Genomic DNA, 22188 nt, shown 5'->3' with positions numbered 1-22188 from the left:
TCGTTTAAATATAAGGGAGATCATCAGATGAATAGTCGAGTTAGCCAACAATTAATTACGGTTCAGCAAGTTGATAATGTTTTAAATCCAATTACTGAATCCAATGGCATGCCAAATTTGGCTTATACCAGCAATGAATATTTTAATTTCGAACGTGACAATATTTTAAGTAAAACATGGGTGTGTGTGGGTTTTGCTTCAGATTTACCTAAAAATAGTTATGTAAAGCCAGTGAATTTTATGGGTATGCCATTGGTCATGATGCGTAACCGTGATGGCTTAGTTCAAGTATTTCATAATGTATGCAGCCATCGTGGCATGCAACTGGTACATGATGAAGGTGCGATTGAAGGTGTTATTCGCTGTCCATATCATTCATGGAGCTATGACCTGAATGGTAATTTGAAAGGTACTCCGCATGTCGGTGGAATTGGCCAGCACAAAGATGAACGGTTTAAGTGTGAAAAACATGGTTTAAAGGCACTTCGTTCAGCAATTTGGATGGATATGGTCTTCGTTAATATTTCTGGCGATGCCGCAACATTTGAATCGCATATTGCACCTTTGGTAGAGCGTTGGAAACCTTTCTTAGGTGAAAATGGTTTAGAACTCATCCGCAGTAGCAATGTGGGGTCACATTTTGAACTTCCAGTAAAAAGCAATTGGAAGCTTACCGTTGAAAATTATTGTGAAGCCTATCATTTACCTTGGGTACATCCAGCACTAAATACTTACTCCAAACTTGAAGATCATTACAACATTATGTTCGAAGATCGCTTTGCAGGTCAGGGTAGTTATAAATATAACCTATCAGCGACAGCAGGCACCCATTTACCAAAATTCCCAACTTGGCCTGAAGATCAATTACGCCATGCAGAATATGTTGCTGTATTTCCAAACGTATTGTTAGGTATTCAAGCTGATCATGCATTTGCCATGATGATTGATCCAATTGCGCCAGAACAGACCATAGAAAGGCTTCGCCTATATTACGTCAGTGATGAGTCTCTAAATGCCAAATATGATGCATGCCGTGAAGCAACATTAGAATCATGGAAGGTCGTTTTTGCTGAAGATGTTTTTGCTGTCGAAAATATGCAGAAAGGTCGTCATTCACCAGGTTTTGGTGGAGGTGTTTTTTCTCCTGAAATGGATTTGCCAACACACTTTTTCCAGAAGTGGTTAGCGACTCAGGCTAAAGCTGCGTTGGAGGCATAACATGCAACATTACCTGAACTATGTGAATGGTCAGTGGCGAGATGCTGCACACCAATTTGAGGTGATCAACCCTGCTACAGCTCATGTTTTTGCAACCGTAGCACGTGCAAGTATCGAAGACGCAGATGCAGCAATGGCTGCGGCTAGAGGTTGTGTAAACAGTGGTGCACTAATTGATGTACGTCCTGCACAACGTACAACTTGGATGTTAAAAGCAGCAGCAGCCATTCGTGAAATTGCAGACGAGGGCGCATTAATCCTATGTCGTGAAAACGGTAAAAATGTTGATACGGCACGTGAAGAATTTGATGAAGCTGCTCGCTATTTCGAATACTACGCAGGTATGGCAGATAAAATTGAAGGAATCTCAGTCCCTTTAGGTAAAGATTATATTGATTTCACCTCGTATATTCCAATGGGTGTATCGGTTCAGATCGTACCTTGGAACTTTCCTGTTTCGATCTGTGCACGTTCACTTGCACCAGCTTTAGCAGCTGGCAATGCGGTGGTGATTAAGTCACCTGAAGTTTCGCCGTTAGGAATGATTTTACTCATTAAAGCCATTGAGCAAGCTGGTTTTCCCCAAGGTGCAGTGAACTTATTGTGTGGTAAAGGGTCAGAAGTTGGCACCCATCTGGTTAAACACAAAGAGACCAATCAGATTGTATTCACGGGTTCTGTTGCAACAGGCCAACGTATTTTGAAAGATGCGGCTGAACGTGCAACACCTTCTGTAATGGAGTTAGGTGGTAAGTCAGCGGCTATCGCTTTTGCAGATGTTGATCTAGAACAGTTACTACGTAGTGTTAAAGTCGGAATTTTTTATAACTCAGGGCAAGTCTGCTCAGCAATGTCACGATTATTAGTACACCGTAGTCGCTATGAAGAAGTTAAGGCAGCCGTTATTCATCTGGCAGAAAACCTAACAATAGGCATTGGTGAAAGTAATGCGGAACTTACACCAGTTGTTTCTAAAGATCAGCAGCAACAGATTCTTAGCATGATTGATAAGGCTCGTGAAGAAGGTGCAAAAATCTTAACGGGTGGTCAAGCTGCAGATCTAGACGGCTATTTTGTCTTACCTACGATTATTGAAGCAAAAGCAGATATGTCGATTGCTCAGGAAGAAGTTTTTGGTCCTGTAATGGTGATCATGCCTTTTGATGATGAAGACCAAGCCGTTGCGATTGCTAATGGCACGGACTTCGGTCTTGTCGCTGGTGTGTTTGGTGAAAATCTAAATCAAACACTTCGAGTTGCAAATCGTCTTATTGCAGGTCAGGTCTTTATTAACGAATGGTTTGCAGGTGGTATTGAAACACCGTTTGGTGGGGTGGGCTTATCAGGTTTTGGTCGTGAGAAAGGGCAGGAAGCCATCTACAGTTATGTTCAGACTCGTAACATCGGTATTCGTTTGAAATATAGCGTGTAATGTGTACGAAATAAGGAAATAGACAAGATGAGAAAGTGGTTATGTATTGTCTGTGGCTGGATCTATGATGAAGCGAAAGGCTGGCCTGATGACGGGATAGCGCCAGGAACAAAATGGGAAGATATTCCAGATGACTGGATGTGTCCAGAGTGTCAGGTTGGTAAAGCTGATTTTGAAATGCTCGATATCACGGATGTGGAAGAGGACGAAATTTCTCAAGTAGCAACAACTACAGTGATTGAGCCTGTGGTGATTATTGGTAGCGGCCATGCGGGTTATCAAGTGGCTTCGACTTTACGTGCACAATCTGCAGACGTGTCTATTACCGTATTTACTGCTGATGATGGGGCTTTATATAGCAAACCTGCTTTATCGAATGCTTTGGCATTAGGTAAAAATGGCGATAGTTTAGTCCGTGAGACCGCTCTTAGTTGGGAACAACGCTTAAATATCCGTGTTTATCCTCATACCAAAGTGACTCACATTGATCGTGTTAATAAAAAGCTTCAAACCACAATTGGTGATTATCCTTACGGCAGACTGGTACTTGCGACTGGCGCAATACCAGTCGTCATTCCGATTGATGGGGATTCTACAGCAACAATAAGCGTAAATGATCTCGCAGATTATCGCCGTTTCCGTCAGCAATTATCAAATAAACAACATGTCACAATTCTTGGAGATGGTCTGATTGGTTGTGAGTTCGCCAATGATTTAGCTGCACATGGTGTCAAAGTTACCGTTGTTGGGCTAGGTAAATGGGCGATGGAACGTCTTATTCCAGAACCTTTAGGTCATACACTACAAAATGCGCTAAGTGAGTTAGGCGTAGAGTGGAAATTACAAAATAGTATTCATTCTATTCAATCTGCAAACGGTCATTACCAATTAACACTCCAAGATGGTCAATCAGTTGAAACTGACTTGGTGTTAAGTGCAGTAGGGCTGAGACCTAATATTGCACTTGCTCAAGCAGCTGGTCTAGAGACAGCACGGGGTATCTGTACTGGACTTGATCACCGTAGTAGTGATCCCGCAATTTTTGCTTTGGGAGATTGTGCGGAAGTGAATGGTCAGTGGGTGCCTTATATCAATCCAATCACGCAAGCATTACCTGCTTTAGTGAATAATCTTTTAGGTCAGTCAACGGCTGCGGATTTGAAATCAACACCAGTTTTAGTAAAAACTCCAATTTTGCCGTTATCAGTCTTACCTGCAATGGGAACAGGTGAGTGGAAAGTGGAAAAACATGACGGAGAGTTTGCTGCTGGTTTCTACAATGAACAAGGTAAGTTAACAGGCTTCGCCTTACTCGGACGTCAATTACAACATCACCGTACTGAGTGGCTTGAAAAACTAGATTCCTGTCCAACCACAGTTTAAGTTAAGGGAATAACAAAATGATTGCTTTACCAAATGATGATAGTACCTGTGGCTGGTATGCGGCATTACCTCCAGCAGACCCTGTTAAAAAGTTAATAGGTCAACAAAAAGCAGACTACGTCATTATTGGAGCGGGTTTCGCAGGATTAGCCGCAGCTCGTAGATTGGCAGAACTCAAGCCAAACGCCCGTATTATTCTAGTAGATGCACAGCGTGTAGCTGAAGGTGCCTCTGGTCGTAATTCAGGGTTTGTGATTGATTTACCGCATAAATTTGCATTATCACATCCAGATCCTTCGCATAAGCAAAAGTTGTTAAGCTTAAACCGATCTGCAATTGCACAATTACAAGGTTTAGTCGAGCGCCATAACATTGATTGTCAGTGGTCGGCAGTTGGTAAATACCAAGGTGCGGTAGGGGAAAGAGGTGAAGCTCATCTCAATCATTTTGAACATTTGATGAAAGATTTAGGTGAACCATATCGTTGGGTTGAAAAGGCCGAGCTAAAAAAAGTACTCGGGACAGATTTTTATAGTCGTGCAATTTTTACTCCTGGTTCTTATTTAATGCAACCAGCGGCGCTTGTAAGGGGTATGGGTGATCATTTACCAGAAAATGTTGAGTTATTAGAGCAATCACCAATCCGTGATTTGAAAAGAAATAATAATCAATGGGTTTTAGAAGGTGATCATGGCCTAATCACTACGCCTAAAGTACTTCTAGCAACCAGTATTTTCACACGTGAATTTGGCTATTTGAAAAATCGTTTATTACCCGTCATGACCTTTGCGAGTTGGACACGTCCATTGACAGACCAAGAAATGAATATTTATCTGGGTGAGTTGGATTGGGGGCTAACGCCAGCAGATCATGCTGGAACGACATTACGTATGACGGCAGATCGTCGTATCTTGATCCGTAATACTTATAAACATGTACCGAAATATGGTTCCAATGTGAGTGATGATAATCGTCATTGGATACAAGCTGATCATCGTAAAGCCTTTTTAGCACGTTATCCAGAGTTAGCTGATGTGCCATTTACACATACATGGGGTGGTGTTTACGCGATTTCTCGTAATTTCACCAATTTCTTTGGTGAATTAGAAGAGGGTGTTTATGCAAGTGCTTGTGACAATGGGGTTGGAGCAGCTTGGGGCACAATCTCGGGAACATTATTAGCCGATCTAGTTGTGGGAACTGATTCTCAGGCTCTACGTGATATCCAGTACGTGACGGGTATGCCAAGTTTAAATCCGCCAGAACCGTTTTTAGGTCTAGGTGTGAAGACGCGTATTCGATTTGAAAAATGGCGTAGCCGTAGTGAATTGTAAGGTAAAAGATCATGAATGAAGTTCGTTTAGTTGATAGTAAACAATTAATTTTCAACCTCCGTGGTGAAACACCTCAAGGTACTGCTTATGTTGCCAGAGCATTAGGAGCTGATGATTCTCCAAATATGGGTATTGGGTTTGCACGTTGGGAAGGTGCGGAAGTGAGTTGGAAATTACTTTATGACGAAGTCATTTTTGTCATAGAGGGCTGTTTCGAACTTACTGCAAATGGGCAGAAGTACGAAGTTCGACCAGGGCAGATGCTGTGGATACCTGAGGGAACCGAGCTAATTTACGCTGGACATGCTGTATTTGGTTACGTGGTTCATCCCGGTAATTGGAAAGAAATACATGGTTTAATTTGAATTTTAAAATATATCAACCCTTTTAGATCAGGTCATTACAAGTTTTAAATCAATCCTGAGTGCTTAATTTAAAAGGACTATTTTCGATCAGAATAAGATGCTTTTATTAAAAATCAAGAAAGAAATTGGAATGGGTTTCTCTCTAATATCGATACAAGGAGATATCAGTGCATAAGATAAATATCAAGCTAAGTATGGGATTGTTGGCAGTTGGTATCGCTTTTCCTGTATGTGCGGGCATTACTTTCGGTGATCCAAAAATGGATACAGGAGCCTTCACTGTTTCTGGTGCACTACGTGCTAAATACAACTATAAAGATTACGGTCAAAATACTGATTCAGATAATAGTATTAAGTTTGATGCCGCTATTGTGAATATTGGATATGAGTCACCAAATGTATTTGGAAATATACAGTGGCGCTGTTATCAATGGTCTGATTTATGCGATTTTTCAACTTTAGTTTCTGCATATGCAGGTTATCGTTTAAATCGTACAGATCACATTACGCTTGGCTTACAGCCTGTACCTTTTGGTCCTAGCCGTTTTTGGGATAGCAGTTTTTATGCTGGTCTCAATTATACAATGGGGCTACAAGATGTACTCAATCTAGGGATTAATTATCATACTGAATTACCTTCGGCCACCAAGATTGATTTGGCCTACTTTGCCAGAGATGGCGGTCATTACACAGGTACAGCAGATAATGATACGGCTCGTTATTCTGCCAATACAGTGAAAACAAATGATCCAACCATGACGAGCTTAAAAGAAAAAAATATGTTCGTGATGAGAGCCAAACAAGAGCTTAGCTTTTTCAATAATGATGACTTAGATATGGCTGTTGGCGGAAGTTACTGGTATTCAATCATTGAGAATCAACAAAATCATAAAGAGGGCAATCGCAAAGCTTGGTCATTATTTAATACTCTTAATTATAAAAACTTAGCCATAACCCTGACGGCAGGACAGATCAAAATAGACAATAAAGATCCAATTTTAAATTACTCCACATTTGGATCATTTGATACTGCTTACAACATTGCAAATAGCGGCACTTTTTATTCCGTCGATATGAACTATAGCTTTAAAGATGTCATAAATGGCCTGAATGTCACGCCTTATGTGGTCTTAAGTGGATTGAATAAAGATGAGCAGAATTATAAAAACTCTCAACGTAATATCATCGGCGCAGCTTGGAACTATAAGCAGATCTCGCTTTATTCAGAATATATCACCAGTAAAAATGACCCATTTATTGGAGGAAGCATAAATTCTTTGGCCAGCGGTGATGATGGTCAATGGAACAAGTTGTTGAATGTCATGTTTGTTTATAATTTTTAATCATTTGCAAAAAACGTATGAACTCAATCTTTTGTAGAAAGTTGATTAACGTATTGAAGACGCATTGGAGTGTGGGGCGATGACTTCTTCTTATTTGAGCACATTTCTCTTATTTTTCTCATTGTTGAATCCATTTCTGATGAGTGTCTATATGATCGGGTTAATTCGACATACAGAGACCAGAATATTTAATCGTGCGCTGATACAAGGTGGGCTGATTGCTTATGTTGTGTTTTTACTTTTTGCTTGGGGAGGCGAAGCAATTTTTAGTAAGTACTTAAATGTACGGTTTGAATCGTTCCAGATATTTGGTGGCCTTATTTTTTTGGTCATTGGCTATCGCTATGTTTTCCAGGGGGCAGATACGATTGGTGAAATGCGAGGTGCTCCAGAACATTTAGCAGGTACAGTGGCTATGCCTTTTATGATTGGGCCTGGAACAATCAGTGCTGCTGTTGTAACTGGCATGAGTATGTCAATTGCTGAGGCAGCAATCGTGATCGCATGTACGCTATTTTTAACATGTAGTGTATTAATTGTGATGAAACTCTCGCATGATCATTTGCGCTATAAGCATGCCAAATATATTGATCGCTATTTCGATATTGTTGGCCGGTTGGCGGCATTACTTATTGGCACAATTGCAATTGATATGATTGTGAATGGGGTTACCAGATTGGTGATGAAAACTGCTTAGTGTAAATGCAGCAAGCGCATTTGGAAGTGCAGGCTAATTATCGGTTTATAGAGGATTTAAAGCCAATGATTTGTATATATAATTGGATACTAAAAATAAATTAGCTGATCACTCTGTTAGAGTGGAACTCTTTATATAGGTCTAATGATCCAAGATAAATGCAACCACTGACCATCAATACCAGACTCGCAGGTTTCTACTTCTTCTACTATGCCATAGTCGGAACTTTCATGCCGTATTGGAACCTGTATCTACAAGATCAGGGGTTCAATTATCAAGAGATCGGCATTCTTTCTTCGATTGCCATTATCACGCGTTTTTTTGCACCGCTGATTTGGGGTTTGATTGCCGATAAATCAGGTAAACGAATGCTTTTGGTTCGAATTGCGACATGGATGGAAGCTTGTATCTGGTTCGCCATCTTCGTAATTCCGAATAGCTTCCAATCGGTGGCTTTACTGATGTTGATTTTTAGCTTCTTCCAAAATGCTATCTTGGCGCAATTTGAGGGCGTGACTTTATTTTGGCTAGGTGAAAAGCGTGCGGAACTCTATGGCAAAGTGCGTAAATGGGGATCTGTTGGTTTTATTGTCGGTGTATTTGTAATTGGGGCTTTGTTGGAGGTTATTCCGATTTCAATGCTGCCTATTTTATTGCTCTCTGTTTCATTTCTGGCTTTTCTCTGGTCATTTAGTATTAAAGAACCTGAACATGCACCAAGCTCTCAGAAAACGCTTGAACCGCTACTCCCGATTTTAAAACGGCCCATCGTTGCTGCATTTTTTAGTATTGAATTTATTTTGCTGTTTTCATTGGCACCGTTTTATAGCTTCTATAGTAACTTCCTCAAAGAGATTGGTTTTAGCGCCACACAAATTGGCAGCTTATGGGCGATGGGGGTGATTGCTGAAATTGTGATGTTTGCTGTGGCACAAAAGCTATTCTTCACTCGCTTTTCATGGCGAACATTGGTAGTGATTTGCTTAGTGTTAACCAGTTTACGTTGGTTCTTGGTTGGTGTTTTAGAAAACAATTATATTGGACAGTTGCTTGCTCAATGCTTGCATGCCTTTAGTTTTGGCCTGTTCCATCTGATTGCCATGAAAGTGATTTTCCAAAACTTTACACCAGAGCAGCAAGGCCGAGGACAGGCATTGTATAGCACTATGTGGGGCTTAGGGGTAGCATCTGGAAGTTTGTTGGCAGGGCACTATTGGCAAGCTTATTCAGGTGCGACAATTTTCTACTGTGCCAGTGTGGTGGTCTTGTTGGGTTTAATACTGGTGCTATGGCTGCCGAATCAAGTGGAAACAGCAGCCAAAACTTAGACTAGATTTGGATGTGTTTATATTGCGGCAACCATGGTTGTGCTTGTTCCAGTTGAGCGGCAAGTTGCAACAAGCGGTCTTCACATCCAAAAGGCGCGATAAACTGGCTACCCAGTGGCATACCGTATTTATTCCAATACAAAGGGACTGACATGGCAGGTAAACCGGTTACATTGGCGAGCTGGGTAAAAGGTACCCAACTCAAATTGTCCTGTACCATTTTCTCTACCAACTTACCTTGTGCCAAGTAGTGGGCTTTTCCTAGTTTTAGCAAGCCTTTTAGGATTGGCTTCTGCCAAGCAGGTGTAGCAACCTCACCATTTTTAGGCGCGACTGAGGCTGTGGTTGGGGTGAGGTATAAGTCATATTTTTCAAAGAAAATATTCATCTGGGTGCTGTACAGTCCCCAATTATTGAGAGTATGAATATATTCTGTCGCCGTAGTCTTCGCACCAAAGGCGGCTAAAGCAATCGAATCCAGTTCAAAATCACGGTCGGTAGCACCTGCCATTTGTTTGATTTGTGCCTGCATATAGGAGAACTGACTGAACCATGTGGTGACAAAATCTTTTGCCAGTTCGAGGCCATCAATTTTAGGTCGGTCTTCAACCACAATATGACCCAATGATTCCAAAAGTTTAGCGGTTTGTTGCACCACTTGGATTGCATCTTTAGAAATCTTGCTACCAATCGGTGACTGGGTGCTAAACGCAATGCGGAGTTTTTTTGGGCTTTGTTGAATGATATCTAAGTAGTTTTGTTTAGGGGCTTCAATTCGAAATAATGAAGTTTGTTCAGGGCCTTGCACCGCATCAAGCATGGCTGCACTATCTCGAACAGTTTTGCTGAGTACATGCTGCATGGCAGCGCCGTGCATAGCTTCGCTGAATTGTGGCCCCCATGGCGTACGTCCACGACTGGGTTTAAGTCCAAATAGACCGCAATACGAAGCAGGGATACGAATTGATCCACCGCCATCACCGGCACCCGCAATCGGTACTAACCCCGCTGCAACGGCCGAAGCAGAACCGCCTGAAGAGCCACCCGTATTATGTTTTAAATTCCATGGATTATGGCATGAACCCCAAGCCTCTGGTTCTGTAATCCCTTTAATGCCAAATTCAGGCGTATTCGTTCGTCCAAAAGTGACAATACCAGTTTGTTCCCAACGATTGACAATTTCTGCATTAAAGTCTGGCGTGTAGTTGATTTTCTTTAATGCTTGACTGCCATAAGACGTTGGCACACCTTGATATTCTTGGAAAAGGTCTTTGACTAAAAATGGAACACCTGCGAATGGACCTGATAAAGCGTGTTGAGCGCGTTGTTTGGCTTGTTCATACATTGGGATAATGATGGCATTCAGTTTCGGATTGACTTGATTGCTTCGTTCTAATGCGATTTCGAGCAGCTCTGACGGCTGAACTTCTTTGTTTTTGACTAACTCGGCTAACCCTAAACCATCGTACTGTACGTATTCTGAAAATTTCATGGCTTTTATCCCTAAAGCGAAAATCTTTATAAAGTAAAAAGTTAAATACAATTTGAAAAATAGCATACCTGAAAAAGTGTCAAAACAAGCAATTAAATTACATGGTAAAAATATTGTGTTTATATGGTTATGAATGCATGCTTTTATCAAAAAATATGCTAATTTAAGCCTATGCACCGTTAAGATGACGACTTAATTAAATCTATGAAAAATATTTATATTATTGGATTATTATGGGCTTGCTCAACATGGACTATGGCAGAGACGGTCGTAAATGACAAAGCAACAGTAACCCCTCAACAAATAGCCAAAGCCAATGCGATTCGGGTCACAACTCGCCCTGAGATTATGGGGCTGTGGGGAATGGAAATTCCAAACAATAAAAAGTGTGTCGAATACTATAACTTCCGTGGTGCCAGTGATGTGGTGATTAAAAGTGGTCAAGAATGGTCGTATGGCTTATATGATTATCAGCCATCAGAAGATCATAAAGAGCGCTTGCCCGCATTAGTTCTGCAAATCAAATATGACAATAATGAAATGGACTGTTCAGGTCAAAAGCAAGATCAAACGGGTGAAGTCTCCCAATACTTTGTAAAATGGGCCAATGATTCAACTATCGATTTTTGTGCCAGTGAAAAAGGCGATAAATGTTTTGCGACCTTGCGTCGTGTTTTACCTTAATAAGATTGAGTTAGACATAAAAAAGCCTCTTGAGTAAGAGGCTTTTTTATTTAGGCTTTTTCAGCTTTTGGTTCAAGCTGTTTTAGCAAATGTTTTTCAAGATAATGAATATCCATTGCCTGTTCACAGAAATTTTTGTCTTGTAAGATCAAATCTTTATGCAAAGGAATATTGGTTTTAATTCCTGTCAAAATCATTTCATCTAATGCTTGGCGCATGCGAGCTAACGATGTTTCACGGTCTTTACTATGAGAAATCAATTTTGCAATCATTGAGTCATAGTAAGGCGGGATGTTATAGCCCTGATAGATGTGTGAATCCAAACGGATACCAGCACCACCTGGTGCATAGAAACTTTCAATTTTACCAGGAGAAGGCAAGAAAGTAGTTGGATCTTCAGCATTGATACGGCATTCAATCGCATGACCTTTAACTTCGATTTGCTCTTGTTCAAGTTCAAGACCTAAACCAGCTGCAATACGAAGTTGCTGTTCAATGATATCAACCCCAGTCACCATTTCAGTGACAGGATGTTCAACTTGCACGCGAGTATTCATTTCGATGAAGAAGAATTCGCCATCTTCAAATAAAAATTCAAATGTACCTGCACCACGATACTGCATCAACTTACATGCATTCACACAGGCTTCTAAAATATCAGCACGTGCTTGTTCAGGTAGGTTTGGTGCCGGTGCTTCTTCTAATACTTTTTGATGACGACGTTGTAAAGAACAGTCGCGATCATAGAGGTGAATCGCATGACCATTACCATCACCAAGAACCTGTACTTCGACATGGCGAGGTTTCTGTAAGAAACGTTCCATATAAACCGTATCGTCACCGAACCACATCTCTGCATCGCGTTGCGCCGCTTGAACCGATTCAAGTAGCGTGTCGACACGTTCTACGATACGCATACCACGACCGCCGCCACCAGAAGCCGCTTTCACGATCAATGGGAAGCCGATTTCTTTTGCTTCCGCGAGTGCATTGTTAATGGTTACGGCATGATCACAGCCAGGTACCGTTGGTACACCTGACTTTTTCATGGCAATAATCGCTGATACTTTATTCCCCATAAGACGAATATGTTCAGGGCGAGGGCCAATGAAAATAAAGCCAGAACTTTCAACGATTTCAGCAAATTCCGCATTCTCGGATAAAAAACCATAACCAGGATGGATTGCATCCGCGCCTGTGATTTCTGCAGCAGTAATAATTGCAGGAATATTTAAATAGCTTTCACTACTTGCACCCGGTCCGATACACACTGCTTCATCAACGAAGCGTAAGTGCATTAAATCTTTATCGGCATCTGAATAGATACCAACTGTTTTAATGCCAAGAGTTTTACAAGCCCGAGTAATTCGTAAAGCGATTTCGCCACGGTTTGCAATTAATACTTTTTGCAACATAGGAATCCCCAAACTGATTAAGCACGGTAGCGGAAAAGTGGTTGACCGAATTGGATCACTTCACCATTTTTCACTAGAATTTCTTCAATTACGCCGCTTTTTGTTGCTTCAATTGGGTTCATGATTTTCATTGCTTCAATGATCCCTAATGTTTCACCCGCAGATACTGTTTGACCTACATTTACAAATGGTGCTTCACCTGGACTTGGTGCTGCATAGAACACACCAACCATAGGTGATGATTCAACTGCACCACGTGGTGTTTTTGCTGCTGGTGCTGGAGCAGCAACCGTTGGAGCTGCAGCTACAGCAGCCGCGGCATAAACAGGAGTAGGGCGAGTTAATGAGATGGATTGGTCGCCTTCCTTAACTTCAATCGCTTGTAAGTCAGATTCAATCATCAAGTCGATGAGCTTCTTGATTTTACGGATATCCATGAGTGAGCATTCCTAAAAAGTCTAAATTAGTTAGAAGATTGAATTTTTTCGATAGCGTAATCGAGAGCAAAGGAATAACCCTTTGCACCTAAGCCACAAATTACGCCAATGGCTTTATCTGATAAATATGAGTGATGACGGAATGATTCACGGGCGTGAACATTTGACAAATGAACCTCAATAAATGGGATGGCAACACCAAGTAAGGCATCGCGTAAAGCAACTGAGGTATGGGTCAAGGCTGCAGGGTTGATAATGATAAATTTCACACCCTCGTTTTGTGCTTGATGGATACGATCGACAATCGCACCTTCCCAGTTGCTTTGAAAAGTATCTAGTGTGAGTGATGCATGTTGGGCTTGAGCGATGAGTTGCTGGTTAACATCATCTAGCGTGAGATAACCATATACCTCTGGTTCGCGTTTTCCTAGCAAGTTCAAATTCGGTCCATGAATTACCAAAATGGTTGAGCTCATTCAGCCTGCTCCAATTTCTAAATCTGCAAAAGTTTTTTGCAAGATGTCTGCAAAGTTTGCTTATTATGGCACAAAATTCTGCAATTTTTTTATAATTTGTTTTAATCGATGAAGAAATTTGCATGCCAAGCATGGTGCATATAATGAAAACTTTGCAAGGAATTGGCAATGTTAAAATATGACAAAATTTAGCGTAATTTTATTTTTAAACATTCTAAACTGAATTACCTCATTTCGTTCATGGGATTTGTGTAACTCAGCAGTCAAGCTATTTATATTTTGGTATCTTAGTGCGACTTAAATCCTTAGAAAAGAATTGGGTAAAGTGTATTTTTATGTGATCCAATAGGATGAAGGTTTTATACTAACATATTGTTTTTATGTGTTTAAATTATTATTTATGAGGATAGTAAACCTGTAGTTGCTAAAATATGAATATTGAACCTTTTCTGATGCTACTTGTTGATTGCGTGACATTGTGAAGCGCTTGATGACTGCAATGCAAGATGATTAGAGATTGAACACTGTTGTCGCTTAATCAGTTGGCAGAAATGATAAAAATTCGCATTCTAGATGGCAGTTAATGACATAAAAATGTCCGAAAAAGATATCTCTGCTTTCAATATGATAGTGACTACTTAAGGGATTACTTGTGATTGGTGTAATCCCTTTTGGGTCTTTCAAAAGCTGTCTTGATATTTAAAGACAGCTTTTTTTTGTCCTTTATTTTATGGGGGATTCGCAGCAGCTTTATAGGTTTCAAGCAATAGGCAATTTTGTGCTTGAATCATATAGGTGTCTTGTTCAAGTTCTACAGCATTCCATTTATGCATTTGTTGAAATAGCCATTCAAAGTCTTGGGCTTTTGGCTCAGCACTGTTTTGTACAAAGTTACGAATGATATTCTGGATGGTAAAGTACTTTTCAACATGAACGTCTGGCGAGCAATGGAATTGAATCACATCAAACTCAATCAGAAGCTGCCATACAGGTGCAAAATCTTCGAGTTGACGTAATTCTTGTTGCGCTTTGAGAATAGCACCGGTCAAGGCAATTAAGCTGTGTGGATGTTGTTGTGCCCATTCTTGCGTGACCGCTAAGACTTTGTCAGCAACATTCGGGATAATGTGCTGACTCGAACAGACGATTTGGCTGAAACCCTGTAATTCGGCTTGAGTATTCCACGGTTCTCCGACACAAAAACCATCTATTAAATGGTTACTGATCGCTTCAACCATATAAGGTGGCGGTAAGGTTTTCATTTGAATGGTTTGCGCTAGTTGAGGGTCGGCCAAAGCGAGCCATTCTCTTAAGCAATAGTGATGAATTGAGTGTTGAAATACATGTGCCAAAGAGACGTTTTGATCTTGCTGGATATAATCCGTCAGTTTCTTGGCTGAACTTTCCGCAGTATCTTGTTTCTGAATATTCAGCGCATAACAGAGCTTTTGGCTTAAGCTAATAAAGGCTCGATTTTCACTCAGCACGAGAGGGGTTTGTAGTGGAATGCCAATTTGATCTGTGCCGACCGCTGCTGCTGGGAGCATGGCAGATAGGCAATGTGCTGCATCGAGTAAGCCAAAAGCTAAACGATCACGTAAACTGGCCCAAGAAGCTTCCTTGACTAAATTGACATTTAAACCGACTTCGTCAAAAAAACCACGCTGTTTTGCCCAGAGTAATGCGACACAATCAAGTAAGGGAATATAGCCCAGTTGTAATTCGGTTTTTTCTACTTTTGCTAATTCGACTAAATGGCTCATCTATTCATCCTTTAGTTGATTATTTAAAAGTTGTTGGGCATCGAGTAAACGGCGTGCCATTTCTCCAATGGTCATACGGTGGCTCATGGCATTTTTTCTGAGTAATTGAAACGCGGTATCTTCAGTTAAGCCATGCAGTTGCATGAGCAACACTTTGGCCTTTTCGACATCTTTACGGTCCGCAAGTTTGGTCTTGGCATCTTTAAGGTCACATTCCAGTTTTTTATGCTTTTTATACTGCTCAATCGAAATATCTAAAATGGTGTGTAAGCGGCTTGGGTCTATACCATCGACGATATAGGCGGTAATCCCTGCATCAATCGCTTGTTTAATCATATCCTTATCGGTGTTCTTGGTAAAAAGTACCGTAGGTAGATCAAAGTTGCTGACACAACTTTCGATCACATCGCGGTGTGGGTGATCCATATCAAGCAGAATGACATCGGCTTGAAGATGTTCGAGTTTAAAAATATTGAGATGATCGAGGGTAAAACAAGCCACTACATCAAAGTCATGTTCAATCAAACAGGTTTTTATGTATTCAGCCCGAGCCTGGTCGTCATCAATAAGTGCGATCTTGAGTTTCGGCATAGTATTTAGGTCAAACGGTGGGGTTATGCACAGAGATTAAAGTGCTGTGCGTATTGTTTTTGAAGCAAAAATAGTGCCAGTGAATCTATTTTGATTTCTTATTCGGTGCAATCGCTCCATGGGGCGTTTTGTTTATGCGCTTTATTGTATCGCTGTGACCAAGTAGAAGAAATGAAAAATTTGAATTATATCTTCCAGAATAAAAACTGCACTTTTTAAGTGCGTAAAAAGAGTTGTTTTGAAGCAGTGCGAATTGTGCTTTAAAACAGGTCGTTGTACTGAACTTGTTCTCTTCAACCGAATTGGTATTCATTAAAAATAAAGAGTAAATGAATAAAATTAATATAAAACAATAACTAATTTTTTATTGGTGTGATTGTGGTTAGAACTTGGCACAGCATTTGCTAACTATTCCTTGAGTCAAAGATGACTTGCAAAATTGTAAGACGGCCAACGATGTCCGATCTGATCGGTTTGTTGATACAGCGTGCTGTATGAACAACACATGATACGTTCAGTATGGGAGATGGCAATGTCTTTAGATTTATCGGCGAAAAAAGCCACATCAATTAAGTTATTTAACTTTTCCGCACCAGCGATGCGGGCATTCCACATGAGTTGGCTTGCTTTCTTCGTTTGTTTCTTTGCTTGGTTTGCTTGTGCACCGTTAATGCCAGTGATCGCAGGCGAGTTCCATCTCACCAAAGATCAGATCGCCAATATTAATATTGCTGCTGTTGCAATCACGATTGTGGTTCGATTAATCGTTGGTCCACTGTGTGACAAATACGGCCCACGTAAAACGTATACTGCCTTGTTATTGCTGGGCAGCATTCCTGTATTTGGTGTTGCTGCAGCCAATAGTTATGAATCCTTCCTCTTTTTCCGCCTATTGATTGGTGCAATTGGCGCAAGCTTTGTCATCACTCAATACCATACCAGCATTATGTTTGCGCCAAATGTTGTAGGCACTGCAAATGCTGCTTCAGCGGGTTGGGGGAATGCAGGTGGTGGTGCGACACAAGTCTTGATGCCTTTACTATTGTCTGCCTTAGTGATGTTCGGTGTTGAACAAGCCATGGGTTGGAGAATTGCATTGCTGGTACCGGGTGTGATGATGCTGATCGTGGGTGTGCTTTATTGGAAGCTGACTCAAGATTGCCCGCAAGGCGATTTCAAAGAGCTTCGTGCGCAAGGTGTGGTGGTGGGAAGCGACAAAAAAGGTGGCTTGGCAATCCTAATGCACGCAGCGCGTAACTATCGGGTCTGGATTCTATTCTGCTCTTATGCGGCATGTTTCGGCATTGAAATCTTCATGCACAACATCATTGCGATGTATTACGTCGAGCACTTTAACTTTGGTTTAAAAGAAGCAGGACTGGCAGCAGGGGTTTTTGGTTTGCTGGCACTGTTTGCCCGTGCACTTGGCGGTATTGTTTCAGACAAAGTCGCGCTGAAAAAAGGTTTGGATGGTCGTACCAAAATCTTGTTCCTGTTGATCTTGGGTGAAGGCTTATTCCTGATGTTATTCGCGCATATGAACAGCGCGGTACTCGCAATCCTTAGTATGACCATCTTCGCACTGTTTACCCATATGGCATGTGGTGCGACTTATGCCTTGGTTCCTTTTATTGATCGTGAAGCGCTCGGTGGGGTGGCTGGCATTATTGGTGCAGGCGGCAATGTCGGGGCAGTGGCAGCAGGATTCTTGCTGAAAGGAATGGTCGATTTTCAAACCTGTTTAATGGTTTTAGGCGGCTTGGTGGTGATTGCTGCAAGCTCGGTAATGCTGATCCGATTCTCGGTAGAGCATAAACAAAAAGAACAACAGCTGTTTGAACAAGCCATGTTGGAACGTAGCTCAGAACAAAGCAGCGCAGCTTAATCAAAGATTCGATTTGAGGAGAAACACAATGAAATTAGTGATGATTGGTCACGGTATGGTGGGGCATAAATTCATCGAAGCCATCTTAGAGAAAGCTGATGATGAATTAGAAATTACCATCCTTGCAGAAGAACCACGTATTGCCTATGACCGTGTCCATTTGACTGAATACTTCTCTGGTAAAACAGCAAAAGACTTATCACTGGCTCGCTTTGATTTTGCAGACGCGCACGGTATTGATTTAAGACTGAATACCAAAGCGGTAGAAATTAATGCAGCTGAGCAAACCGTGACTACCAATTTCGGTGATGTGATTCATTACGACAAACTGATCTTAGCAACAGGTTCTTATGCCTTTGTTCCTCCAATTTCAGGTAATGATCGTGAAAACTGTTTTGTCTATCGGACCATTGAAGATTTAGACGCCATTCGTGCTGCAAGCTTAAATGCCAAAACAGGTGTGGTGATTGGTGGTGGCTTACTGGGTCTGGAAGCTGCCAAAGCATTGCGAGATTTAAATCTGGAAACACATGTGGTGGAGTTTGCACCGCGTTTGATGGCGGTACAAATTGATGATCTAGGTGGCAAGGTATTACGCCGTAAAATTGAAAATCTTGGGGTAAAAGTCCATACCCAAAAAGCCACGCAATGTATTGAAGCCGGTAATAGCACAACACACATCATGAAGTTTGCTGATGGCAGTGAGCTGGAAACAGATATCATTTTATTCTCGGCAGGGATTCGTCCGCGTGATGAATTAGCGCGCTTGAGTGGTTTGGCGTTGGGTGAGCGTGGCGGGATTAAAATTAATGATTATTGCCAAACCTCAGATCAACATATCTATGCGATTGGTGAATGTGCGCTGTGGGATAATAAAATTTATGGCTTAGTCGCACCCGGCTATGACATGGCACGTATTGCAGCAAAACATATCTTAGCCGAAGATACGCATTGTTTTGCTGGTGCAGATATGAGCACCAAGTTGAAGTTGATGGGCGTTGACGTTGCCTCTGTCGGTGATGCACATGGCATGACACCAAACTCACTTAGCTATTTTTATGCCGATGAAGATAGCCTTGTGTATAAAAAGATCGTGGTGGATGCAGATAAAACCAAGTTGCTCGGTGCAGTCTTGGTTGGTGATGCTAAAGAATACAATGACCTGCTACAAATGATGCTGAATGGTCTGGCACTACCAGAAACACCTGAAAGCTTGATCATGCCAGGTTTTGCTGATTCAGGTGTCAAAGCTGGTGGCAGTGGTGTTGATTTATTGCCAGATAGCGCCACCATTTGTTCGTGTAATAACGTGTCTAAAGCCGATATTTGCCAAGCGATTTGTGATGGTTCAACCTCACTCGGTGCTTTGAAGAAATGTACCAAAGCGGCGACAGCTTGTGGTGGTTGTGCACCTTTAGTCACTCAAGTGTTGAAGTCTGAACTGCAACGTCAAGGTGTAACGGTCAATAACTATGTGTGTGAGCACTTCCCATACTCACGCCAAGAAATTTATCACTTGGTTCGTGTCAATGAAATCAAGACTTTTGATGATTTGATTCAGCAACATGGTCATGGTCTAGGCTGTGATATTTGTAAGCCAATGGCGGCCAATATTTTGGCATCATGCTGGAATGATTTCGTACTAGAACCGAGCCATGCGGGCTTACAAGACAGTAACGATTACTATTTGGGTAATATTCAAAAAGATGGTTCTTACTCGGTTGTTCCGCGTATGGCAGGTGGTGAAGTCACACCAGATGGTTTAATTGCTGTCGGTCAAATTGCCAAAAAATACAACTTGTATACCAAGATCACGGGCGGACAACGTGTCGACTTATTTGGTGCACAAATCCATCAACTCCCGTTTATCTGGGAAGAACTCAATGCAGCGGGTTTTGAATCAGGTCATGCTTACGGTAAATCATTACGTACCGTGAAATCCTGTGTCGGTAGTACATGGTGCCGTTACGGGGTGGATGATTCTGTGGGCTTGGCGATTGAACTTGAGAACCGCTATAAAGGCCTACGTTCGCCACATAAATTGAAAATGGCGGTTTCAGGTTGTACCCGTGAATGCGCCGAAGCGCAAGGTAAAGATGTCGGGGTGATTGCAACAGAGAAAGGTTGGAACATGTATGTCTGTGGTAATGGTGGCATGAAACCACGTCATGCCGAGCTATTGGCTTCTGACCTTGATACCGAAACCTTGATTCGTTATATCGACCGTTTCTTTATGTTCTATATCCAAACTGCAGATCGTTTACAACGTACCAGCGTATGGCGTGACAATATGGAAGGCGGTTTGGATTATCTCAAATCAGTGATTGTCGATGATTCGCTAGGACTTGCCGAAGAACTCGAAAGTCGTATGAGTCATGTGATTGGGACTTATCAAGATGAATGGCGTACTGCGGTTGAAGATCCTGAGATTCGTAAACGTTTCCAAACCTATATCAATGCCAGTGCAGAACAGCAAGCTGACCCCCATATTCAATTTACCCAAGTGCGTGATCAGATTCGCCCTTTGAATGACGCTGAACGTTCAGTCGATCGTATCCCAATGGTTGAAGCATAAGGAGAACTCAAATGACCAGTTTAAAGAACATCGATATGCTTCCAGAAAATCAATGGGTCGAGGTGTGTGCGTTGGATGACATCACACCAAATACGGGTGTGGGCGCACTGATCGAAGGTCAATCCGTTGCACTGTTTCGTGTTGGTCACGAAAAGCGCATTTATGCGCTTAGCAATAAAGATCCATTTAGCCAAGCCAATGTGATGTGTCGCGGCATCATTGGCGATTTACAAGGTGAACGCGTGATTGCATCGCCGATTTATAAACAACATTTTAGTTTAGCGACGGGGCGTTGTCTGGAAGATAAAGATCAAAAGCTCTTGGTTTTTCCAACCAAAATTGAAAATGGTCGGGTGTGGGTCGGGTCTGTTCCGCAAAAAACCTATATTACCAACAATGGGGCTGCGCAAGAAAAGCTGAAACTGGTGTTAATTGGCAATGGTTTGGCGGGTATGCGTTGTCTTGAGGACTTATTGGATATGGCCCCAGATCGTTATGATGTGACGGTGATTGGTGAGGAGCCTTGGGGCAATTACAACCGTATTATGTTGTCTCCAGTACTTTCAGGTGAAAAAACCATTGATGACATCATGCTGCATCCACATGCATGGTACAGCGACAAAGGGATTCAATTTATTGCTGATGATCCTGCGATTAAGATTGATCGTACCCGCAAAGTGGTACATACCGAGAAAGGCGAAAGTGTTGATTATGATCGTTTGATTATTGCCACTGGTTCATCACCATTTGTTCCACCTGTGCAAGGTGTAGATCTAAAAGGCGTGATTAGCTTCCGTGATATTTATGATGTCAACACCATGATCAAATATTGCGAAACTAAGAAAAATGCGGTGGTGATTGGTGGCGGTTTGCTGGGTCTGGAAGCAGCCTATGGACTGAAACAACGTGGTATGAATGTCACGGTTCTGCACTTGATGGATCGAATTATGGAACGTCAGTTGGATGGCCGTGCCAGCCGTATGTTGCGCCATAGTATTGAGCAAAAGGGTATCAATATCATTACCGAGGCCAATACCGAAGCATTGATTGGTGAGGATGGTCATGTCAGTCAAATCCGTCTTAAAGATGGAACGGTACTGGACGCAGATTTAGTCATTTTTGCGGTTGGGATTCGCCCGAATATTGCCTTGGCTCAAAGTGCAGGACTGCGTTGTAATCGAGGCATTTTGGTCAATGACACCATGCAAACTTTTGATCCAAGTATCTATGCGGTAGGTGAATGCATCGAACATCGTAACCAAACCTTTGGCTTGGTTGAGCCGTTATGGGGACAAGCCTTCATCTGTGCAACGCATTTGGCTGAACATGGCAGCTTAACCTTTAAATCACCGACCGTACCAACGCAATTAAAAGTCAGCGGTGTGGATGTATTTTCTGCTGGTAACTTTGAACCGAAAGAAGATTATGAAGACATCATCCTCAATGATGATAAGCGTCAAATTTATAAACGTATCATTATCCAAAAAGACAAAGTGATTGGTGCTGTTCTGTTTGGTGATACGGAAGATGGGATGTGGTATGCCGAGTTGATTGCAGATCAAACGCCTGTTTCTACTTTTAGAAATAAGCTGTTATTTGGTAAGGATTTTGCAATGAAAAAGGCAGGGTGAAAGCTTACCCATTCGAGAAGAATAGGTAAAGGATGAATGGCATTGCCGCATATATGCTGTATGAGCAGATAATTGTTGTAAAGGCATTGCCTTACTTTTCAAGGATGAAAAGTAACAAAAATCCTTTGTTAAGCTGACG

General features: G+C 41.7%; 18 protein-coding genes and 1 pseudogene. 13 read left to right on the top strand and 6 right to left on the bottom strand.

Annotation, left to right across the window (positions count from 1 at the left end; genetic code table 11):
• The first annotated feature begins 27 nt into the window (after positions 1-27).
• The 9 genes and pseudogenes from F885_RS11385 (at position 28) to F885_RS11420 (ending at position 9100) form a co-directional block, all read left to right on the top strand.
• Complete coding sequence (locus F885_RS11385) at positions 28-1218, top strand: aromatic ring-hydroxylating oxygenase subunit alpha (RefSeq protein ID WP_005315916.1); 1191 nt, start codon at positions 28-30, stop codon at positions 1216-1218.
• A gap of 1 nt (position 1219) precedes the next feature.
• The gene (locus tag F885_RS11390; protein WP_005315913.1) at positions 1220-2650 is read left to right on the top strand and encodes an aldehyde dehydrogenase family protein; all 1431 of its coding nucleotides are present in this window, start codon (positions 1220-1222) and stop codon (positions 2648-2650) included.
• Positions 2651-2677: 27 nt separating this feature from the next.
• A pseudogene (locus tag F885_RS21220) lies at positions 2678-2839 on the top strand (rubredoxin); the annotation flags it as partial.
• On the top strand, positions 2828-4033 hold the full coding sequence (locus tag F885_RS11395) for an FAD-dependent oxidoreductase (protein ID WP_225761830.1): 1206 nt from the start codon (positions 2828-2830) through the stop codon (positions 4031-4033). The pseudogene F885_RS21220 and the gene F885_RS11395, both read left to right, overlap by 12 nt.
• 17 nt (positions 4034-4050) lie before the next feature.
• Positions 4051-5367 carry an NAD(P)/FAD-dependent oxidoreductase gene (locus tag F885_RS11400; protein ID WP_005315911.1) on the top strand — a complete coding sequence of 439 codons (1317 nt, stop codon included), beginning with the start codon at positions 4051-4053 and terminating at the stop codon, positions 5365-5367.
• 11 nt (positions 5368-5378) lie between these two features.
• Positions 5379-5732 carry a cupin domain-containing protein gene (locus F885_RS11405; RefSeq protein ID WP_005315907.1) on the top strand — a complete coding sequence of 118 codons (354 nt, stop codon included), beginning with the start codon at positions 5379-5381 and terminating at the stop codon, positions 5730-5732.
• A 167-nt stretch (positions 5733-5899) separates the two neighbouring features.
• Complete coding sequence (locus F885_RS11410; RefSeq protein ID WP_005315905.1) at positions 5900-7075, top strand: porin family protein; 1176 nt, start codon at positions 5900-5902, stop codon at positions 7073-7075.
• 79 nt (positions 7076-7154) lie between these two features.
• The gene (locus F885_RS11415) at positions 7155-7772 is read left to right on the top strand and encodes a MarC family protein (protein WP_005203302.1); all 618 of its coding nucleotides are present in this window, start codon (positions 7155-7157) and stop codon (positions 7770-7772) included.
• A gap of 158 nt (positions 7773-7930) precedes the next feature.
• Complete coding sequence (locus tag F885_RS11420) at positions 7931-9100, top strand: MFS transporter (RefSeq protein WP_032859268.1); 1170 nt, start codon at positions 7931-7933, stop codon at positions 9098-9100.
• A 1-nt stretch (position 9101) separates the two neighbouring features.
• Here F885_RS11420 and F885_RS11425 read toward each other — a convergent pair whose 3' ends face one another.
• Positions 9102-10592 (bottom strand): amidase, encoded by a 1491-nt coding sequence (locus F885_RS11425; protein ID WP_005315900.1) that lies wholly within the window; start codon positions 10590-10592, stop codon positions 9102-9104.
• Between the two features lie 204 nt (positions 10593-10796).
• Between F885_RS11425 and F885_RS11430 the strand changes: the two genes are divergently transcribed.
• Positions 10797-11276, top strand: coding sequence for a hypothetical protein (locus F885_RS11430; RefSeq protein WP_004807536.1), 480 nt, complete (start codon positions 10797-10799; stop codon positions 11274-11276).
• Between the two features lie 50 nt (positions 11277-11326).
• Here F885_RS11430 and accC read toward each other — a convergent pair whose 3' ends face one another.
• From accC to F885_RS11455, 5 genes are all read right to left on the bottom strand, one after another.
• Positions 11327-12691 (bottom strand): acetyl-CoA carboxylase biotin carboxylase subunit, encoded by a 1365-nt coding sequence (accC, locus tag F885_RS11435; protein ID WP_005315898.1) that lies wholly within the window; start codon positions 12689-12691, stop codon positions 11327-11329.
• Between the two features lie 17 nt (positions 12692-12708).
• Positions 12709-13128 carry an acetyl-CoA carboxylase biotin carboxyl carrier protein gene (accB, locus tag F885_RS11440; RefSeq protein ID WP_004807532.1) on the bottom strand — a complete coding sequence of 140 codons (420 nt, stop codon included), beginning with the start codon at positions 13126-13128 and terminating at the stop codon, positions 12709-12711.
• A 26-nt stretch (positions 13129-13154) separates the two neighbouring features.
• Entirely contained in the window at positions 13155-13604 is a 450-nt protein-coding gene (gene aroQ / locus F885_RS11445) for a type II 3-dehydroquinate dehydratase (RefSeq protein WP_005315896.1), read from the bottom strand.
• A gap of 728 nt (positions 13605-14332) precedes the next feature.
• Complete coding sequence (locus F885_RS11450; protein ID WP_005315895.1) at positions 14333-15367, bottom strand: ABC transporter substrate-binding protein; 1035 nt, start codon at positions 15365-15367, stop codon at positions 14333-14335.
• The gene (locus tag F885_RS11455) at positions 15368-15958 is read right to left on the bottom strand and encodes an ANTAR domain-containing response regulator (RefSeq protein ID WP_004807526.1); all 591 of its coding nucleotides are present in this window, start codon (positions 15956-15958) and stop codon (positions 15368-15370) included.
• Positions 15959-16490: 532 nt separating this feature from the next.
• Here F885_RS11455 and F885_RS11460 point away from each other — a divergent pair.
• From F885_RS11460 to nirD, 3 genes are read left to right on the top strand one after another with little or no spacing between them, the layout of a single operon-like run.
• Positions 16491-17843, top strand: coding sequence for an MFS transporter (locus tag F885_RS11460; RefSeq protein WP_005315893.1), 1353 nt, complete (start codon positions 16491-16493; stop codon positions 17841-17843).
• Positions 17844-17871: 28 nt separating this feature from the next.
• Positions 17872-20418: a nitrite reductase large subunit NirB gene (gene nirB, locus F885_RS11465; RefSeq protein WP_005315892.1), complete on the top strand. Its 2547-nt coding sequence runs from the start codon at positions 17872-17874 to the stop codon at positions 20416-20418.
• Between the two features lie 11 nt (positions 20419-20429).
• Positions 20430-22049, top strand: coding sequence for a nitrite reductase small subunit NirD (nirD, locus tag F885_RS11470; protein ID WP_005315890.1), 1620 nt, complete (start codon positions 20430-20432; stop codon positions 22047-22049).
• The last annotated feature ends 139 nt before the right edge of the window (positions 22050-22188 follow it).

Origin of the sequence: Acinetobacter higginsii (genome assembly GCF_000369845.1) — a bacterium.
GTDB classification, from domain to species: domain Bacteria; phylum Pseudomonadota; class Gammaproteobacteria; order Pseudomonadales; family Moraxellaceae; genus Acinetobacter; species Acinetobacter higginsii.
The sequence above is the reverse complement of the archived record's forward strand: the minus strand, read 5'-3'. Positions and strand labels throughout refer to the sequence as shown.

What these genes read in the sequence shown, in the direction of transcription:
- F885_RS11385 (WP_005315916.1), top strand. Translation starts at nt 28, where the DNA reads ATGAATAGTCGAGTTAGCCAACAATTAATTACGGTTCAGCAAGTTGAT.
- F885_RS11390 (WP_005315913.1), top strand. Translation starts at nt 1,220, where the DNA reads ATGCAACATTACCTGAACTATGTGAATGGTCAGTGGCGAGATGCTGCA.
- F885_RS11395 (WP_225761830.1), top strand. Translation starts at nt 2,828, where the DNA reads ATGCTCGATATCACGGATGTGGAAGAGGACGAAATTTCTCAAGTAGCA.
- F885_RS11400 (WP_005315911.1), top strand. Translation starts at nt 4,051, where the DNA reads ATGATTGCTTTACCAAATGATGATAGTACCTGTGGCTGGTATGCGGCA.
- F885_RS11405 (WP_005315907.1), top strand. Translation starts at nt 5,379, where the DNA reads ATGAATGAAGTTCGTTTAGTTGATAGTAAACAATTAATTTTCAACCTC.
- F885_RS11415 (WP_005203302.1), top strand. Translation starts at nt 7,155, where the DNA reads ATGACTTCTTCTTATTTGAGCACATTTCTCTTATTTTTCTCATTGTTG.
- F885_RS11420 (WP_032859268.1), top strand. Translation starts at nt 7,931, where the DNA reads ATGCAACCACTGACCATCAATACCAGACTCGCAGGTTTCTACTTCTTC.
- F885_RS11425 (WP_005315900.1), bottom strand. Translation starts at nt 10,592, where the DNA reads ATGAAATTTTCAGAATACGTACAGTACGATGGTTTAGGGTTAGCCGAG.
- F885_RS11430 (WP_004807536.1), top strand. Translation starts at nt 10,797, where the DNA reads ATGAAAAATATTTATATTATTGGATTATTATGGGCTTGCTCAACATGG.
- accC (WP_005315898.1), bottom strand. Translation starts at nt 12,691, where the DNA reads ATGTTGCAAAAAGTATTAATTGCAAACCGTGGCGAAATCGCTTTACGA.
- accB (WP_004807532.1), bottom strand. Translation starts at nt 13,128, where the DNA reads ATGGATATCCGTAAAATCAAGAAGCTCATCGACTTGATGATTGAATCT.
- aroQ (WP_005315896.1), bottom strand. Translation starts at nt 13,604, where the DNA reads ATGAGCTCAACCATTTTGGTAATTCATGGACCGAATTTGAACTTGCTA.
- F885_RS11450 (WP_005315895.1), bottom strand. Translation starts at nt 15,367, where the DNA reads ATGAGCCATTTAGTCGAATTAGCAAAAGTAGAAAAAACCGAATTACAA.
- F885_RS11455 (WP_004807526.1), bottom strand. Translation starts at nt 15,958, where the DNA reads ATGCCGAAACTCAAGATCGCACTTATTGATGACGACCAGGCTCGGGCT.
- F885_RS11460 (WP_005315893.1), top strand. Translation starts at nt 16,491, where the DNA reads ATGTCTTTAGATTTATCGGCGAAAAAAGCCACATCAATTAAGTTATTT.
- nirB (WP_005315892.1), top strand. Translation starts at nt 17,872, where the DNA reads ATGAAATTAGTGATGATTGGTCACGGTATGGTGGGGCATAAATTCATC.
- nirD (WP_005315890.1), top strand. Translation starts at nt 20,430, where the DNA reads ATGACCAGTTTAAAGAACATCGATATGCTTCCAGAAAATCAATGGGTC.